The following is a 16,119-nucleotide window of genomic DNA, read 5'->3' as shown; positions in this document are numbered from 1 at the left end:
ACCCGACGCCTCCTAGTCAGGCCCAACTCATCATGGTGCCACCGACCGGGTCCGGCGGGATCGGTCGAACTGCGTAGCCGACCGCCCGGTCAGCGAGGGGGCATCCGCAGGGCGCCGTCGAGCCGGATGACCTCGCCGTTGAGCATCGCGTTGTCGACGATGTGGCGCACGAGGTTGGCGTACTCGTCGGGCCTGCCGAGCCTCGACGGGTGGGGCACCTGCGCCTCCAGGACCGCCTTCACGTCTCCGGGCAGGCCACTCAACATCGGCGTCTCGAACGTCCCCGGCGCGATCGTCATGACACGAATTCCCTTGTCCGCCAGATCGCGAGCCGCGCTGAGGGTGAGGCCGACGACGCCACCCTTGCTCGCGGCATACGCGGCCTGTCCGATCTGGCCGTCGTAGGCGGCGATGGACGCGGTCATGACCACCACGCCACGGTCGCCGTCGACGGGCTCGTTCTCGAGCATCGCGGCAGCGGCGAGACGCAGGACGTTGAAGGTGCCGATCAGGTTGATCGTGACGACGTTGGTGAAGTCCTCGAGGGGGAGGGGGCCGCGCTTGCCGACCACCCGGCCGGGGGTGCCCACCCCGGCGCAGTTGACCACGATCCGGAGCGTGCCGAGCTCGCGGGCCACGTCGATCGCGGCCTGCACCTGGGCCTCGTCGCGCACGTCGGTCGCGACGAACCGCGCGCGCTCGCCGAGCTCGGCCGCCAAGGCCGCACCGGGGGAGGAGGGGAGGTCGAGGATCACCACGGCCGCTCCGTCGGCGTGCAGGCGGCGGACCGTGGCGCCGCCGAGACCGCTCGCCCCGCCGGTGACGAGGGCGACGGTGGATTCGTTGATCTGCAAGGGTTTTCAGCCTCTCTTGGACGAGCTCGTCGAGTTCTTCAGGAGCTGGCGGCTGATGACGAGCCGCTGGATCTGGTTGGTGCCCTCGAAGATCTGGGTCACCTTCGCCTCGCGCATGAAGCGCTCGAGGGGGAAGTCCTGCGTGTAGCCGGCGCCGCCGAGCACCTGCACCGCGTCGGTCGTGACGCGCATGGCGTTGTCGGTGCAGACCAGCTTGGCGACCGCGGCCTCCTTGGTGAACGGGCGACCGGCGTCGTGCAGCCGCGCTGCATGCAGGTAGGACGCGCGAGCACTGGTGACGGCCGCCTCCATGTCGGCGAGCAGGAACGCGAGCCCCTGGTTGTCACCGATCGGGCGTCCGAACTGCTGGCGTTCCTTGGCGTAGGCCACCGCGTGGTCAAGGGCGGCCTGCGCGAGACCCGTTGCGGCTGCAGCGATTCCGAGCCGCCCGGAGTCCAGGGCCGAGAGGGCGATCGCCATGCCCTGGCCGGGCTTGCCGACGAGCCGGTCTGCGGAGACCTGCACCCCCTCGAAGTGCACCTCGCTCACGGTGTCGCAGTGCAGCCCCATCTTCTTCTCGGGCGCGCCGAACGCGAGGCCCTCCGCGTCTCCGGGCACCACGATGCAGGACAGTCCGCGGCCGCCGTCGTCGGACGTGCGCACGAAGCTCGTGTAGAAGTCGGCGTGGCCCGCGTGGCTGATCCAGGCCTTGGTGCCCTTGAGGGTGTATGTCGTGGGGTCTGCTTCGTCGTCGGCAGTGGCCCGGGCGCTCATCGACGCCACGTCGGAGCCCGAGCCGCGCTCGGACAGGCAGTAGGCGCCGAGCTGCTCACCCGACAGCATCGCGGGGAGCAGGGCCTCCTGCTGGGCGCGGCTGCCGAACTCCGCGACGGGGTAGCAGGTGAGGGAGTGGACAGACACGCCGACTGCGACCGACATCCAGGCCGAGGCGATCTCCTCGACGACCTGCAGGTAGACCTCGTACGGCTGCCCGCCACCACCGAACTCCTCGGGGTAGGGCAGCGACAGGAGGCCAGCCCGACCCAGCACGCGGAAGGCGTCTCGCGGGAGCTCAGGCGTGGTGGCCGCGCGGCGCTCGGCCTCGGAGACCTGTGGGAGCAGCTCCTTGAGGCAGATCTCGCGCGTGAGGTCGATGAGGTCCTGGCCCTCCTCGGTGGGCATCAGACGGGTCGCAGGCATGGCCTGATGGTAGTAGTAGGACGTCCTAGTACCTGAATCCCGCAGGTCAGGCGGGGTCGACCGGGGTGAGCTGGGGGCGCTTCGCCACGACGGTGTCGCCGGAGGACTCGCCCTTGAGGCGACGCTGGACCCATGGCGCGAGGTGGGTCCTGGCCCACTCGGCGTTCGCTGCCGCCGACTCCCGGCGGGCCTGCGGGGGCTGCGGCGGCAGCGGGGTGGACCAGTCCGCTCTGTCGGTGTCGTGCCCGAGCGCCGAGAGCGCGTTGAGCGCGACGCGTCGGTGGCCCTCGGTGGTCATGTGGATCCGGTCGTCGGCCCACAGCCGGAAGTCCTGCAGCGCCTTCATGCCCCACTGGTTGATGACGTAGGCGCCGTGCTGCTGGGCGATGCTGAAGATGTTCGCGGAGTGGATGGCGTGCCGACCCCGAAGGTGCTTGAGCAGCGGCGCGCCGACCGGGTCGGTCGGGGTCGCGAGCAGCACGTCGGCACCGGACTCGCGCAGCCGCACGACCGCCGCCTCGAGACGGTTGGCGATGGCGTCGAGGTCGGCCTTGGGGCGCAGGATGTCGTTGCCCCCGCCCACCATGGAGACGAGGTCGGGGCCGAGCGCGATGGCTGCGTCGAGCTGCGGACCGATCACGTCGGCGAGCAGCCGTCCACGGACCGCGAGGTTGGCGTACGCGAAGTCGCCTCCGTCCCGGTGCGCGATCGCGGCCAGGTGCTGGGCAAGTCGGTCGGCCCACCCGACGTACGCGTTCTCACGCGCGGGGTCGGCGTCCGACATGCCCTCGGTGAAGGAGTCGCCGATGGCGACGTACCGGTGCCACACCTTGCCCCGCTCGGGGAGGTGGGTCTGGTTGTCGTCCGCGGGCACCGGGTCAGGGCGGTCGGTGCCGGGGGTGTCGGCGCTGGGGGTGTCGGTCACGGCAGGCTCCAGTCGATCGGTGCGGCGCCCTGCTGGGCGAGGAGTTCGTTGGCGCGGCTGAACGGCTTGCTCCCGAAGAAGCCCGAGTGCGCCGAGAGGGGCGAGGGGTGTGCGCTCTCGATGGCCGGTATGCCGGGCAGGTGCGGCACGAGGTTCCGCGCGTCCCGGCCCCACAGGATGGCGACCAGCGGTCCACCCCGCTCGACCAGGGCGACGATGGCGGCTGCGGTCACCGACTCCCAGCCCTTGCCCCGATGGCTCGCGGGTTTGCCGGGGGTGACCGTGAGGACGCGGTTGAGCAGGAGCACTCCTTGGTCGGCCCACGGCGACAGGTCGCCGGAGGACGGCCGGGGGAGCCCGAGGTCGCTCTCCAGCTCGGTGTAGATGTTGACGAGCGAGCGGGGAACCGGGCGCACGTCAGGCGCCACCGAGAAGGACAGCCCCACCGCGTGGCCAGGGGTGGGGTAGGGGTCCTGGCCGACGATGAGCACGCGCACGTCGTCGAGGGGCCGCTCGAACGCCCGGAGGACGTGCTTGCCCGCGGGCAGGTAGCCGCGCCCCGAGGCGACCTCTGCCCGCAGGAACTCGCCGAGCGATGCGACGGTCCCGGCCACCGGCTCGAGGGCGGCCGCCCACGACGGGTGGACCAGCTCGGTCAGGGCAGCGGGCGGCATACCCAGAAACTAGCCCCGGTCGGCGGCACAGGCTCAGTTGACCCCGGTGCTGGTGAGCTGAGCGCGCAGCACCGAGGGCCGGATCCTCAGCGGAAGATGGCGGCGAGGTCGTCGAGCCGCCCCGGCACCAGCCGGAACCACGCCCAGGTGCCCCGGCGCTCGCGGGTCACGAGGCCTGCCTCGGTCAGCACCTTGAGGTGGTGGCTCACGGTGGGCTGGCTGAGACCGACGGCCGGCGTGAGGTCGCAGACGCAGGCCTCGTGGTCCTTCGACGACCGGATCAGTGACAACAGCTGGAGCCGCACCGGGTCGGCGACCGCCTTGAGCAGCTGGGCGGTGGCCTCGGCCTGCTCGCGACCCATCGCCTCGTCGGTGGTCAGCGTGCCGCAGCAGGCGTCGCCGGCGGTCGCGTCCGCGGGGGTGTCGCGGAGGGTGGCGATCAGCTGGGGCACGGGTCCTCCCGGGATGCGCAGGGGCAGAGAGCAGTCTCGATATTGACAAACATCGATACAGCCAGTTCACTTCCTGCATAGACCATAGTCGATGCACGCTTCGACGCGAAAAGGTCCGAGTAACCCAGGGAGAGCACCATGTCGCGTGTCCAGCTCGCACTCAACGTCGCCGACCTCGAGCGCTCGGTCGAGTTCTACTCGACCCTGTTCGGCACCGCACCGCACAAGCGCCGGCCGGGCTACGCCAACTTCGCCATCGCGGAGCCGCCGCTGAAGCTCGTGCTCATCGAGGTCCCGGCCGACCAGCGGGGCGAGGGCACGGCCCAGGCGCTCAACCACCTCGGCATCGAGGTCGACAGCACCGCCGACGTGGAGGCCGGAGCCGCTCGGCTCCGCGAGGCCGGGCTGGCCGCCTTCGACGAGCGGGACACGACCTGCTGCTACGCCCTGCAGGACAAGGTCTGGGTGCACGACCCCGCCGGGGCCCCGTGGGAGGTCTACACCGTCAAGGACGACGACCCCGCCGACGGCCGCCCGGCCACGGCGAGCCTGCCCCTCGTGGCGACGAACGACGGCGGCTGCTGCACGACCCCCTCCGTCCGCGCGTCGTCGGCCGATCGCGCCGACGCGCACGCAGCCGGGCCCGCCCAGCAGGAACCCTGCTGCGCGTGACGCTCCCCACCCACCCCACCCCGTCCACGACCGCGTCCACGGCGCCGCCGCACGTCGTCGCGAAGCTGTCGACCCTCGACCGGTTCCTCCCGGCCTGGATCGGTCTCGCCATGGTGGCCGGCCTGCTGCTCGGCCGGCTCGTGCCCGGACTCGGCGGGGTGCTCTCCTCCGTCGAGGTCGACGGGGTCTCGCTGCCGATCGCCCTCGGCCTGCTCGTGATGATGTACCCCGTGCTGGCCAAGGTCCGCTACGACCGCCTCGACACGGTGACCGGCGACCGGCGGATGCTCGTCTCGAGCCTGGTCCTCAACTGGCTGGTCGGACCGGCCCTGATGTTCACCCTGGCCTGGCTCCTGCTGCCCGACCTCCCGGCGTACCGGACCGGCCTGATCATCGTGGGGCTGGCCCGCTGCATCGCGATGGTGATCATCTGGAACGACCTGGCTTGTGGTGACCGCGAGGCGGCCGCCGTGCTCGTCGCGCTCAACTCGGCCTTCCAGGTCGTCGCGTTCGCCGGCCTCGGCTGGTTCTACCTGTCCGTGCTGCCCGGGTGGCTCGGACTCCAGCAGACCGGGCTGGACGTCTCGCCGTGGCAGATCGCCACCTCGGTCGTGGTGTTCCTCGGCGTGCCCCTGCTGCTCGGGTACCTGTCGCGACGCGTCGGTGAGTCCCGGCGTGGGCGGGACTGGTACGAGCAGCGCTTCCTGCCACGAGTCGGCCCCTGGGCGCTGTACGGGCTGCTCTTCACCATCGTCATCCTGTTCGCGCTGCAGGGGAGGCAGATCACGAGCCGACCCCTCGACGTGGCCCGGATCGCCCTCCCCCTGCTCGCCTACTTCGCGGTGATGTGGGGAGCCGGCTTCGTCCTCGGACGGGTCCTCCGGATGTCCTACGCGCGCACCACGACCCTCGCCTTCACGGCGGCCGGCAACAACTTCGAGCTGGCCATCGCGGTCGCCATCGCCACCTTCGGTGCCACCTCCGGGCAGGCCCTGGCCGGGGTCGTAGGCCCGCTGATCGAGGTCCCGGTCCTGGTCGCACTGGTCTACGTCAGCCTCGCGCTGCGTTCCCACTTCCCCACTCCTGAAAGCGAAGACGCATGAGTGACAAGCCCTCCGTCCTGTTCGTCTGTGTCCACAACGCCGGGCGCTCGCAGATGGCCGCGGCATACCTCGCCCACCTCGGCGGAGGCGCCGTGGAGGTGCGGTCCGCCGGGAGCCAGCCGGCCGACGAGGTCAACCCGGCAGCCATCGCCGCGATGGCCGAGGAGGGCATCGACATCGCCGCCGAGACCCCGAAGGTGCTCACCGTCGAAGCGGTCGAGCAGTCCGACGTGGTCGTCACGATGGGGTGCGGCGACACCTGTCCCTACTTCCCCGGCAAGCGCTACGAGGACTGGGTGCTCGACGACCCGGCCGGCCAGGGCATCGAGGCGGTGCGCCCGATCCGGGACGAGATCCGCTCCAGGGTCGAGACGCTCCTGCGCGACCTGGGCGTGGCACCGCAGGCCTGACCCCCGGTCCGTCAAACACCGGCTCACACGGTGCCGGGGTGTCCTTCGATGACACGTCCGCCGATCGAGGCGGGCAGGAGACGAAGGAGCACCGGATGCACACCTCCACCGACAGCTGGTGGGACTCGAACCCCACCAGCGCAGAGCTGAGTCGCCACGCCGCGCACCGCTCCGCCGTGGCGCAGGCCGTTGCCGGTGGACGCCGACGCCGTCGGATCAGCCTCCCTCGATGGGTGGAGAGACTCCGGGACGCACGGTCGACCCGCACCGAGTGCACGACTGCGTGAGAGGTGGGCGCGGAGTCAGCCCGCGCCTGCCGCGGAGGCGGCGAGCGATGGCTCGGTGGCAAGGAGCCGGGCAAGCTCCGGGTTGTCGATGTGCCGGGCCAACAGGATCGCGGCCTCGGCGTCACCCGCCTGGCCGAGCGCGGCACCATGGACGAGGGAGCGCACGACGAGCTCGCGCATACCTGTTCGTGAGGCCAGGTGGCGCAGCTCCTCGACCCACCGAGCAGTCTCGGGGTGGTCGTGCCGTCGACCGAGGTCGCACTGGGCGTCGAGGATGTGTCCGTCCAGCCACACATAGGGGTCCGCGAGACGGCCGGCCCGCGACCGCGCCTCCTCCAGGAGGTCGACGCTGCGGGCGACCCCACCGTCTGACTCGGCCACGAGGGCCAGCCCCCTCACCGCCATCCCCTCCCAGCAGGGATCGCCCAGCTGACAGGCACGGGCGAACGCCTGGTCGAACACCTCGGCAGCCGTCCCGACCTCACCGGCGGACATCGCGGCCTCACCCTGCAACGACTGGGGCCAGGGCAGGAAGGCGAGCCAGTGGTCACGCTCGGCCAGGGTGGTCGCCGCCGCGAGGTGCTCGTTCGCAGTGGCCAGGTCGCCACGGATCAGGCTGACGCGACCGAGCATTGACTCGGCGAATGCCTCGCGGCGCGCGTCCCCAGCCGTCCGGGCGTGGCTGACCGCCTGCCCGAGCAAGTGCGTGGCCTCGACGTAGTTGCCGCGGTCGCTCTCCACCGAGCCGAGGTAGGTGGTGGCCTTGGCCAGGACGGCGGCCGAGCCGTCGGCGAGCCGCAGCGCATCGGTCAGCCAGAGCTCCGCCCGGTCGTACCTCGCCCGGAGGAAGTCGATGTAGCCCAGCTCCGCGCGGGCGGCGGCGACCGCATCGGTGAGCTGGTGCGCCGTGGCGATCTCGTCCGCTTCGTACAGGCTGGCCAACCCCTCCTCGTCGAGTCCCCCCAGGGCGTGCACGAGGGCCTCGGCCAGGATGAGCCGCGACCGCACGCGGAGCCGGGTCTTGCGCGCTCCGTCGGCGAGCCTGGTGGCGGTCTGGAGCGACCGCACGCCGGCCTCGAGGGCGCCGGCACCCATGGCCGCCGCACCGGCCTCGATGATCGCCTCGATGGTGGCGTCGTCGGCGTGCGTGAGGGGGTCCGGCCGAGTGGTTCGGAAGGCGGCCTGCACGGCGCCTCCGGGCGCGGTCCCCAGTTCGCTGTCGAACAGGGCGACGCAGGCCGCGAACTGGCGTTCGGCGGCCTCGTCGTCGCCGGACAGGCGATAGAGGCGGATCAGCAGGGCTTGGTGGTTCTCGTCGAGCGGGCTCATGGCGGCCACGCGAGTGGCGTAGCCGATTGCCTCCTGCCACGCGCCGCGGGCCAGTGACCGGACGGCCGCTTCGTGCAGGATCGCCTCGGAAGCCGCGGCCAGGTGGCGTTGCTGGGCGAGCATCCAGATCTCGTATGCCGCGCTGCTGCGGACTGCCCGCCCCTCGAGGAGCTCGAGCCCCAGTCCGGGCAGCCCGATCGCGTCGCTCGACGCGCCTCGGGTCACGACCTCGACGTCGACGACGGCATCGCGGGGAAGGCGCAGCTGGACGGGGTCGTCCTCGATGGACGCGTGGACCCCCAGGCCTCGCCGGATCTCCGACAGGGTCCAGCGCAGGGCACGCTGCGGGTCCTCGGCCTCGCTGAAGAGGAGCCGGGCCAGCTGGGCGCGGCTCGGCGGGCGCTCGGCCAGGACCAGATAGGCCAGGACCGCCCAGCTCTTGCGGCTGCGGAACTGGTACGTCGCGCCGGACGTCTGGACGATCCGTGGTCGACCGAGGAGCTGTACCGACAGGCTCACGTGACCTCCGATCCCTGTCGCACCAACGACATCCGCCTCGACACGATCCCGTCACTCCCAGCCGAGCCTGGCCGCAGTGGTGATCACCCGAGGGTCGGGAAAGTCCTCGCAGTACTGGTAACCGTACGCCAGCTGCACCCGCCCGGACGGCGTCACGACGAACTCCGCCACGCCGCGCCACGGGTCGTCCACGGGGGTGCTGCCAAGGCGTCGACGGTCCTCCTGGAACCTGCGGCCCAGCTCGCGCGGGTGGGCCAGGAAACCCACCGGTGCGTCGTAGAGGACCCGTTCGACGGACCAGTGCCCGATCCCGAAGGCTCGGTAGGCCGTGGCGTCGGGGTCGCAGAGGATCGGGGCCGGCAGGTCGTGGGCGACCCGGTAGCCGGCAGCGCGGTCCGGGTCGCCCAAGCCGATGATGACCGGGCTGAGCCCCGCACTCCGGTAGTCCGACCACTCGGCCACGAGCCGCGCTGCGCGCGCCCTGCCACAGCCACAGCCGAAGTGCCGCCAGAACATCAGCAGGGCAGGCGCACCGGTCCAGAACTCCGAGAGCCTCCGGACCCGCCCCGTGTGGTCCGCCAGCTCCAGGTCCGGCGCACGGGCGCCGTCACGGATGAGGGTCAGGCCGGTGTCGGTCGGGCCTGCCGACCACCGGTCCAGCCATGCCGACTCCGCGGTCGAGGACTCCACCCCGGTCACCCACCCCGCCTAGGAGCAGAGCCTTCGAGGACGGGGTAGATCTCGTCCGCCACCAGCCCGTGGGCCTCACGGTGCACCGTGTTGGCCGTCTCGGCGTCAGGGGCGTCGACGAGACAGAAGATCTTCCCGGCCGACTCGTCCACCCAGTAACGCAGGTAGTTGACGCCGTGTGCCGCCTGCGTCGCCAGGTCCGCTTGGTGGGCGCCCGCCACGTCTGCCGCGGCGAGGCCTCCCTCGACGTTGTGCACGTCCATGAACAGAGCCATTCTCGTTCCTTCCAGTGGGGCTCGACGCCGATCGCCGTGCCTGCGTGGTGAAGCAGACCGGGTGGGCGTGTGACGGCACGTTTGACGGAGCCTGCGACCGCGCGGAGGACCCCGGCGCGGTTGTCACGACGAGGTGCTGTGGAACCGCCACCGGGTGGGTCCGGCCGCGCCGAAGGTCGTAGCCTCGATCCCGTGACCCCGCGCTGGCCAGTCGTCCTCTTCGACTTCGACGGCACCCTCGCCGACACCATTCCCCTCATCGTCGCGTCGTACCACCACGCGCTCGGGTCGGTGCTGGGCGAGGTGGCCCCGGACCACGAGGTGCGCTCGTGGATCGGCCGCCCGCTCCAGCCGGTCCTCGAGGAGCGCTACCCGGGGCGTGGCGCCGAGCTGACCGACGTCTACCGCACCTGGAACCTCGCCAACCACGACGAGCTCATCCGCACCGTGGACGGCGTCCCGGAGCTGCTCGACGACCTGCACGCCGCGGGCGCCCGCACCGGCGTCGTGTCGAGCAAGAAGGGCGACACCGTGCGCCTCGGGTTGCGCGCCGTCGGGCTGGAGGACCGCATCGACGTGCTGGCCGGCCAGGAGGAGACCACCCTCCACAAGCCCCACCCCGCACCCCTGCTGTATGCCGCGGCGCAGCTCGGCGCCGCGCCCCGCGACTGCGTCTACGTCGGCGACGCGACGGTCGACGTCGAGGCCGCCCGGGCCGCGGGGATGGGCGCCATCGCCGTCACGTGGGGGGCTGGTCTCGAGCCCGCGCTGGCCGCCACCCGCCCGGACGCCCTCGTCGCGGACGCCCGCGCCCTGAGGTCGGCCCTCTTTGCGGGCACCCCTGCCTGACCCTGCGCCCACCCCCACGCGGCGCCATAGACTCGCCGCGTGCACGGCTACAGCGACCAACACCTCGAGGCCCTCGGCGACGCGATCCTCGCCTACTCCGCCGACCGCCTGAAGCTCGACCCGGTCCCGCTCGACGGCCCCCTGACCCTCGCCGAGCTCGACGCCAAGGCCGGCCAGACGATCACCCACGACGGCATCGGCGGCCTGGCGGCCCTCAAGCTCTTCGAGGAGGACCTGGCGCCCGCCTGCATCTCCATCGACCACCCGCGCTACCTGTCCTTCATCCCGTGCGCCCCCACCGAGGCCGCGGCGATGTTCGACCTCGTGGTCGGGGCGTCGTCGATCTACGGCGGCTCGTGGCTCGAGGGTGCCGGAGCGGTGTATGCCGAGAACCAGGCCCTGCGCTGGATCGCCGACCTGGTCGGGCTGCCGCCTGAGGCCGGCGGCGTCTTCGTGCCCGGCGGCACCATCGGCAACCTCTCGGCCCTCGTCGCCGCCCGCCACACGGCGCGCATGAAGGCGGCCCACGCCGGCCGCACCGGTGCGGGCGCCCGGCCCTGGCGCGTGGCGGCGACGCATGGTGCGCACTCGTCGATCCAGTCGGCCTGCGACGTGATGGATGCCGAGCTGGTCGGCGTCGAGGTGGACGACCGCGGCCGGCTCACGGGGTCGGCGCTGCGGGAGGTCCTGCTCGCGAACGGCCCCGAGACGTTCTTCGCCGTCGTCGCGACCAGTGGCACCACCAACTTCGGGATCGTCGACGACCTCGCCTCGGTGGCCGAGGTGTGTCGCGAGCTCGGAATCTGGTTCCACGTCGACGGCGCCTACGGCGGTGCCGGACTTGCCGCCCCCTCGGTGCGCCAGCTGTACGCGGGGATCGAGCACTGCGACTCGTTCATCGTCGACCCGCACAAGTGGCTGTTCGCGCCGTTCGACTGCTGTGCGCTGATCTACCGGGAGCCGGCGATGGCCCGGGCGGCCCACACCCAGCACGCGTCCTACCTCGACGTGCTCACCGACAAGCCCGACTGGAACCCCACCGACTACTCGGTGGGGTTGACCCGCCGGGCGCGTGGCCTGCCGTTCTGGTTCTCGCTCGCCACCCACGGCACGGACGCCTACCGCGACGCGATCGAGCGGACCTTGGAGGTCACCCGGTTCGCCGCCGCGGAGATCGCCCGCCGCGACTACCTCGAGGTGGCGCGGGAGCCCGACCTGTCGGTGGTGGTCTTCCGCCGGCTGGGCTGGACGGCCGCGGACTACCAGGAGTGGTCAGACCGGTTGCTCGCCGACCAGTTCGCCTTCGTGGTGCCCACGTCGCACCTGGGCGAGACGCTGACCCGCTTCGCGATCGTCAACCCGAGGACCTCGGAGGACGACATCACGGCCATCCTCGACACCATGGCCTGAGGCGCCACGACGCTGATGGGACGAGTGGGACGGGTGTGGCCACACCGGTCCAGACCGGTGGTCCCGGTCTTGGCGAGTGGAATGACAAGCGTGTGATTCGCTCCGTATAGTTGCCCTTGCACGCACGGACACCACGTCCTTCGTCACGTCTGCACACCAGGCAAGCCTGTATCTCATCCAAGGAATGGTCGAGAGTTGAACGCCGCACACGAGCAGGGTCAGGTCAGCGTCACTGCCGAGCTGAGTGACCGCGACCGCGAGATCATCGCCTTCGAACGGCAGTGGTGGAAGTACGCCGGTGCCAAGGAGCAGGCGATCCGCGAGCTGTTCGACATGAGTGCCACCCGCTACTACCAGGTGCTCAACGCCCTGATCGACTCGCCGGCCGCCCTCGAGGCCGACCCGATGCTCATCAAGCGGCTGCGCCGGCTGCGCGCCTCGCGCCAGCGCGCCCGCAGCGCCCGCCGGTTGGGCATCCAGCTCTGACCGAGCCCCCCAGTTCACCAACGCCCGTGCAGAAGTGACTGTACGGGCGTTGTTGCGTCTGGCCGCGCCCATCGCCCCAGCCGTCCGCCGTGGTGGCAGGCCGCGGTGAACCGGTGTCCCGGCCCCCTCCCGCGTGGTTGACTTCAGGCGTGGGTGACGTCCGAACCCGGTTGGCTGGGCCCGATGACGCGCTCGTCGTGGCGGCCCTGACGCTGCAGTGCGCCCGCCATCGGGGTGGTCAGGCCGAGGTCGGCTTCCTCGACCGGTTCGCCCGCGCGTGGTCGGCCACCCAGAAGATCCGCCCGGTCTGGATCGCCGAGGCGGGTGACGACCACGCCGGTTACCTCCAGGGACTGGTGGTCGAGCCGCTGCCCTGGCCGGGGCGCACCCCCGGTGCAGGGGCCGAGCTGGTCGTCGACACCTTCTTCGTCCGTCCCGAGCACCGCGGCATCGGCGCCGGGGAGGTGCTGCTCAACGCTGCCGTGGAGTGGGCTCGCGACTCGGGGCTGCGCGCGGTCACGATGGCCGTGGGCGTCCACACCACAGCCATGGTCGAACGCGTGGGGTTCGTCGCCGACGCCCGCGCCTACCGGATGGAGCTGTGATGGGAGCTGCGTTCAGGATCGGGTCGATCGTCGTCAACGTCCGCGACATCCCCCGCGCGATGGCCTTCTGGGCCGCCGCCCTCGACTACCAACCACGCTACGAACCCGAGCCCGACTGGGTGATCCTGAGCCCGCGTGACGGTGTCGGGCCGAACCTCTCGCTGAACCTCGGCGACACCCGACCGCTCCTGCACCCGCACATCCACCTCGACCTCTACGCGCACGACCAGGCGGCCGAGATCGAGCGGCTGGTCGGCCTGGGTGCGCACCGCGTCGAGGACTGGCAGTACCCCGAGGGTGAGCGTGACTTCGAGGTGCTCGAGGACCCGGACGGCAACCGGTTCTGCGTGATCGACGCACCTCCCGCCTGATGCGGCCCGGCCCGACGAACTCCCTGACCGACGTCGCCGGACTACGGGTCGGCCACGCCACCCGCCGCGAAGCGGGCTGGCTCACCGGCTGCACCGTGGTCGTCGCGCCCGACGGGGGCGCCGTGGCGGGGGTGGACGTCAGGGGTGGCGCTCCCGGCACGCGCGAGACCGACCTGCTCGACCCCCGCAACCTCGTCGACCGCGTCAACGCCGTGGTGCTGACCGGCGGGAGCGCGTTCGGCCTCGCCGTCGCCGACGGCGTGGCCCGATCCCTGTATGCCGCCGGGCTGGGTTGGCCGATGGGCGAACCGGGACAGGTGGTCCCGATCGTGCCCGCGGCCGTCCTCTTCGACCTCGGTCGCGGGGGTGAGTTCGCGAACGCGCCGACGGCCGCCGACGGCGCCGATGCGTTCGCCGTGGCGTCGGGTGACGCGGTGCTCCAGGGGTGTGTCGGTGCGGGGACGGGCGCTCGCGCTGGCGGGCTCAAGGGAGCGATCGGGTCGGCCAGCGCGGTCCTCGACGACGGCAGCACCGTCGCGGCCCTGGTCGCGCTCAACTCCTTCGGGGCGCCGCACGACCAGCGCACCGGCGAGCTCTTCGCCGCCCGCTACGGCCTCGGCGACGAGTTCGCCCAGGTCGGCACCCCGAGCGCGGACGAGCTGGACGCCGCGCGCGCCCGTGCCGCCGCGGCATACGACGGACAGCCGGTCCGGCCGGGGATGGCGACGGTGATCGGGGTCATCGCCACCGACGCCACCCTGACCAAGGCGCAGTGCCAGAAGGTGAGCGGACTCGGGCACGACGGGCTCGCCCGGGCGGTTCACCCCGTGCACACGCTGCTCGACGGCGACACGCTGTTCACCCTGGCGACCGGGGAGCTGCCTGCGCCCGAGCTGCCCGCCCTGCACGCCCTCATGGTGGCCGCCGGCGACTGTGTCACGAGGGCGGTGGGTCATGCGGTGCTGGCGGCCGAGTCGGTGGCCAACGGCACCGTCGACCTGCGCTCCTACCGCGACGCGTTCCCGTCGGCTGTCAGGATGCCCTGATGGAACCCGACTGGAGCACGCCTGAAGGACTCGCGGCGATCAAGGACGCGCTCGCCGCCACCATCGACGACTGGCAGCCGCCGGTCGCGTATGCCGTGGGCATCAGCTCTGCGTCGTCCTCGCCCGAGCTGGAGTTCCCCCACGTGAACGCGCCGGGCGGCCGGCACGCCCTCCCCGCGGTGATCCTGGCCAAGCTGCTCGGGCATGCGAACGGGTCCCGGACGTACGACCTCTCGCAGCACCAGCTCGCAGCCGCCGTGGAGACGCTGCGCCCAACCGAGGCCTGCACGAGCCTCGACCACCCGAACCTCGCCGCCTGGCGCACCGTGCTGGCCGAGCTCGAGGCCAACCCAGCGCGCACCGCGTACGCCGTCTTCGTCGGGGACCTCGACGACCCGGTGGAGTCGGAAGCCGACGCGACCCTGCGCACCCTCCTCTGACCCTGGGTCAGACCTCGACGTCCATGGAGTCGAAGGCGAGCTCCACGGTCTCGATGACGAGGTCGCTGGAGGCGGCGTCGAGGGGACTCAGCCGGTAGACGGCGGGGAACGCGTTGCGGAACTTCCAGGTCAAGGCCAGCTGGAGTGTCCCGTCCAGCAGCTTGACGACGACGTTGCGGTCCACGGCGGGGTCACCGTTGCGGGCCGCCTCCCACCAGTTCCAGAGGTCGAGGTTGGTGGTCAGGCCACGGCTGAGGACGAGGTGGGAGTAGCTCGCGAGCCCGGGTTGCTTGCGCGGCTCGTTCGCCTTGTCGTTCCCGGAGCGGTAGGCGACCTCGTCGAGCACGGCCACCGGCAGGTCGACGTGGGAGAACGACGCGTCCTCGGTGCCGGCGAAGTCGACGATGAAGTGGGACCCCTCTAACGGGTCGGGGTGTGCGGCCATGTCTCAGGGTGGCACCAGACGGCCGGCACGGCGACCCCCACCGGCGAGATCCCAGCTCTCGGCCCAGATCGGGGCCCTGAAGCCCGAGAGCTGGGATCTCGGGCCGCGGGTCAACCCACGAGTTCGTGCAGCGTGCGCATCAGCTCACCGCGCCGGTGCCCGTCGGACAGGTCGGAGGCAGTGATCCGGATGACTTTCCAGCCCAGGGCCTCGAGGAGGCGCACGCGCTGGATGTCGTTCTCCCACTGCCGTCGGTCCGTGCGGTGCTGGTCACCCTCGTACTCGACGATGACGCGCGACTCCCGCCACAGGAAGTCCACCCTCGCCAGGAAGTGGCCGTCCTCGGCATACACGGTCGCATTGAGCTCCGGCTCCGGGAGGCCAGCGCGGCCGAACGCGAGCCGGGCCCTGGTTTCCATCGGCGACCCGCTGCCGCTCCGCACGAGCTCGGCTGCGGCACGCAGCTTGCGCTTGCCCCTTCCCCCCGAACCCGTCGCGGCGCTGGCCAAAGGGGCCAGCAGCGCCGGGTCGCGCGTGACGAACGCGTCTCCCGCGACGACGAGGTCCTCGACCGTGAGGGCGGGTACCGTGGCGAGGTCGGCCCACGTGGGGATCGGGCAGGTGACGGGCAGCCCGCGAAGGATCTCCACCTCGCGTCGCTCGAGACCGCGATGACCCCGTATGCCGGCCCGTCTCAGGGGCGTGCCCCGGGTCAGCACGTCCATCGGCTCGGTTCGGACCCACCGCGTCGGCAGCGGGAGGCGCCAGAGCCGGGCGGCCGTCACGTGGGAGAAGGCGGCGCCGGGCGGCAGGATCGTCGCCAGGTCGCGGGCCTGCTCGTCGAGGGTTGTCGCCGGTCGGGTGCTGCGCAGACCCCACGACGGTCGCGCCAGGTCGCGCGCGTCCAGGCGGGAGCGAGCGACCTTCGCGGCTCGCGCCTCGGCCACCGTGAAAGCGCGCTCGAGCAGCGGGTCGGGGAGCGGGGTCAACGGGCGAGCCACCCCGAGAGCCTGACAAATTCGCCTCAGCTCGCCCGGAGTTCTCCACAGCGTGCCGAGGGCGCCCTCCCGAGATCCC

General features: G+C 71.8%; 20 protein-coding genes. 10 read left to right on the top strand and 10 right to left on the bottom strand.

The window, feature by feature from the left end; all coding sequences use genetic code 11:
• Positions 1 to 89 precede the first annotated feature (89 nt).
• The 5 genes from AC1DX8_RS16720 to AC1DX8_RS16700 all read right to left on the bottom strand — a co-directional run bounded on the left by AC1DX8_RS16720 (position 90) and on the right by AC1DX8_RS16700 (position 4,105).
• Positions 90 to 854, bottom strand: coding sequence for a 3-hydroxyacyl-CoA dehydrogenase (locus AC1DX8_RS16720; RefSeq protein ID WP_477631071.1), 765 nt, complete (start codon positions 852 to 854; stop codon positions 90 to 92).
• Between the two features lie 6 nt (positions 855 to 860).
• Entirely contained in the window at positions 861 to 2,054 is a 1,194-nt protein-coding gene (locus AC1DX8_RS16715; protein ID WP_477631070.1) for an acyl-CoA dehydrogenase family protein, read from the bottom strand.
• Positions 2,055 to 2,100: 46 nt separating this feature from the next.
• Entirely contained in the window at positions 2,101 to 2,979 is an 879-nt protein-coding gene (locus tag AC1DX8_RS16710) for an SGNH/GDSL hydrolase family protein (protein ID WP_477631069.1), read from the bottom strand.
• Complete coding sequence (locus tag AC1DX8_RS16705) at positions 2,976 to 3,653, bottom strand: uracil-DNA glycosylase (RefSeq protein WP_477631068.1); 678 nt, start codon at positions 3,651 to 3,653, stop codon at positions 2,976 to 2,978. The genes AC1DX8_RS16710 and AC1DX8_RS16705 overlap by 4 nt, the downstream gene beginning before the upstream one ends.
• A gap of 86 nt (positions 3,654 to 3,739) precedes the next feature.
• The gene (locus AC1DX8_RS16700) at positions 3,740 to 4,105 is read right to left on the bottom strand and encodes an ArsR/SmtB family transcription factor (RefSeq protein WP_477631067.1); all 366 of its coding nucleotides are present in this window, start codon (positions 4,103 to 4,105) and stop codon (positions 3,740 to 3,742) included.
• A gap of 138 nt (positions 4,106 to 4,243) precedes the next feature.
• On the opposite strand from AC1DX8_RS16700, the gene AC1DX8_RS16695 reads away from it, so the two are divergent.
• Genes AC1DX8_RS16695 through AC1DX8_RS16685 form a run of 3 tightly spaced genes read left to right on the top strand, consistent with a single transcriptional unit; the run spans position 4,244 to position 6,290 of the window.
• Positions 4,244 to 4,777 (top strand): ArsI/CadI family heavy metal resistance metalloenzyme, encoded by a 534-nt coding sequence (locus tag AC1DX8_RS16695; protein ID WP_477631066.1) that lies wholly within the window; start codon positions 4,244 to 4,246, stop codon positions 4,775 to 4,777.
• A complete protein-coding gene (gene arsB / locus AC1DX8_RS16690) occupies positions 4,774 to 5,880 on the top strand; it encodes an ACR3 family arsenite efflux transporter (RefSeq protein ID WP_477631065.1) in 1,107 nt (368 codons plus the stop codon). The genes AC1DX8_RS16695 and arsB overlap by 4 nt, the downstream gene beginning before the upstream one ends.
• A complete protein-coding gene (locus AC1DX8_RS16685) occupies positions 5,877 to 6,290 on the top strand; it encodes an arsenate reductase ArsC (protein WP_477631064.1) in 414 nt (137 codons plus the stop codon). The genes arsB and AC1DX8_RS16685 overlap by 4 nt, the downstream gene beginning before the upstream one ends.
• 302 nt (positions 6,291 to 6,592) lie before the next feature.
• Here the strand turns inward: AC1DX8_RS16685 and AC1DX8_RS16680 are convergent, their stop codons facing one another.
• From AC1DX8_RS16680 to AC1DX8_RS16670, 3 genes are read right to left on the bottom strand one after another with little or no spacing between them, the layout of a single operon-like run.
• On the bottom strand, positions 6,593 to 8,425 hold the full coding sequence (locus AC1DX8_RS16680; protein WP_477631063.1) for an AfsR/SARP family transcriptional regulator: 1,833 nt from the start codon (positions 8,423 to 8,425) through the stop codon (positions 6,593 to 6,595).
• 51 nt (positions 8,426 to 8,476) lie between these two features.
• Positions 8,477 to 9,124 (bottom strand): peroxiredoxin-like family protein, encoded by a 648-nt coding sequence (locus tag AC1DX8_RS16675; protein ID WP_477631062.1) that lies wholly within the window; start codon positions 9,122 to 9,124, stop codon positions 8,477 to 8,479.
• A complete protein-coding gene (locus tag AC1DX8_RS16670) occupies positions 9,121 to 9,390 on the bottom strand; it encodes a DUF4242 domain-containing protein (protein ID WP_477631061.1) in 270 nt (89 codons plus the stop codon). Before AC1DX8_RS16670 ends, AC1DX8_RS16675 begins: the two co-directional genes overlap by 4 nt.
• A 192-nt stretch (positions 9,391 to 9,582) precedes the next feature.
• Between AC1DX8_RS16670 and AC1DX8_RS16665 the strand changes: the two genes are divergently transcribed.
• The 7 genes from AC1DX8_RS16665 (at position 9,583) to AC1DX8_RS16635 (ending at position 14,597) form a co-directional block, all read left to right on the top strand.
• Positions 9,583 to 10,239 carry an HAD family hydrolase gene (locus AC1DX8_RS16665; protein WP_477631060.1) on the top strand — a complete coding sequence of 219 codons (657 nt, stop codon included), beginning with the start codon at positions 9,583 to 9,585 and terminating at the stop codon, positions 10,237 to 10,239.
• 39 nt (positions 10,240 to 10,278) lie between these two features.
• Positions 10,279 to 11,649: a pyridoxal phosphate-dependent decarboxylase family protein gene (locus AC1DX8_RS16660; protein ID WP_477631059.1), complete on the top strand. Its 1,371-nt coding sequence runs from the start codon at positions 10,279 to 10,281 to the stop codon at positions 11,647 to 11,649.
• 195 nt (positions 11,650 to 11,844) lie between these two features.
• Positions 11,845 to 12,135, top strand: a complete 291-nt coding sequence (locus tag AC1DX8_RS16655) for a DUF3263 domain-containing protein (protein ID WP_477631058.1) — start codon at positions 11,845 to 11,847, stop codon at positions 12,133 to 12,135.
• A gap of 149 nt (positions 12,136 to 12,284) precedes the next feature.
• Positions 12,285 to 12,740: a GNAT family N-acetyltransferase gene (locus AC1DX8_RS16650; protein ID WP_477631057.1), complete on the top strand. Its 456-nt coding sequence runs from the start codon at positions 12,285 to 12,287 to the stop codon at positions 12,738 to 12,740.
• Positions 12,740 to 13,111 (top strand): VOC family protein, encoded by a 372-nt coding sequence (locus AC1DX8_RS16645; RefSeq protein ID WP_477631056.1) that lies wholly within the window; start codon positions 12,740 to 12,742, stop codon positions 13,109 to 13,111. The genes AC1DX8_RS16650 and AC1DX8_RS16645 overlap by 1 nt, the downstream gene beginning before the upstream one ends.
• Positions 13,111 to 14,157 carry a P1 family peptidase gene (locus AC1DX8_RS16640; protein ID WP_477631055.1) on the top strand — a complete coding sequence of 349 codons (1,047 nt, stop codon included), beginning with the start codon at positions 13,111 to 13,113 and terminating at the stop codon, positions 14,155 to 14,157. The genes AC1DX8_RS16645 and AC1DX8_RS16640 overlap by 1 nt, the downstream gene beginning before the upstream one ends.
• Entirely contained in the window at positions 14,157 to 14,597 is a 441-nt protein-coding gene (locus AC1DX8_RS16635) for a hypothetical protein (protein ID WP_477631054.1), read from the top strand. The genes AC1DX8_RS16640 and AC1DX8_RS16635 overlap by 1 nt, the downstream gene beginning before the upstream one ends.
• Before the next feature lie 7 nt (positions 14,598 to 14,604).
• Here AC1DX8_RS16635 and AC1DX8_RS16630 read toward each other — a convergent pair whose 3' ends face one another.
• Both AC1DX8_RS16630 and AC1DX8_RS16625 read right to left on the bottom strand, forming a co-directional pair.
• Complete coding sequence (locus AC1DX8_RS16630; protein WP_477631053.1) at positions 14,605 to 15,042, bottom strand: phage tail protein; 438 nt, start codon at positions 15,040 to 15,042, stop codon at positions 14,605 to 14,607.
• A 110-nt stretch (positions 15,043 to 15,152) separates the two neighbouring features.
• Positions 15,153 to 16,043, bottom strand: a complete 891-nt coding sequence (locus AC1DX8_RS16625; protein ID WP_477631052.1) for an endonuclease domain-containing protein — start codon at positions 16,041 to 16,043, stop codon at positions 15,153 to 15,155.
• Between the last annotated feature and the right edge of the window lie 76 nt (positions 16,044 to 16,119).

This window comes from Pedococcus sp. P2_A3, assembly GCF_056405035.1.
Note: the sequence above shows the minus strand (reverse complement) of the source record. Positions and strands in the feature narration are given on the sequence as shown.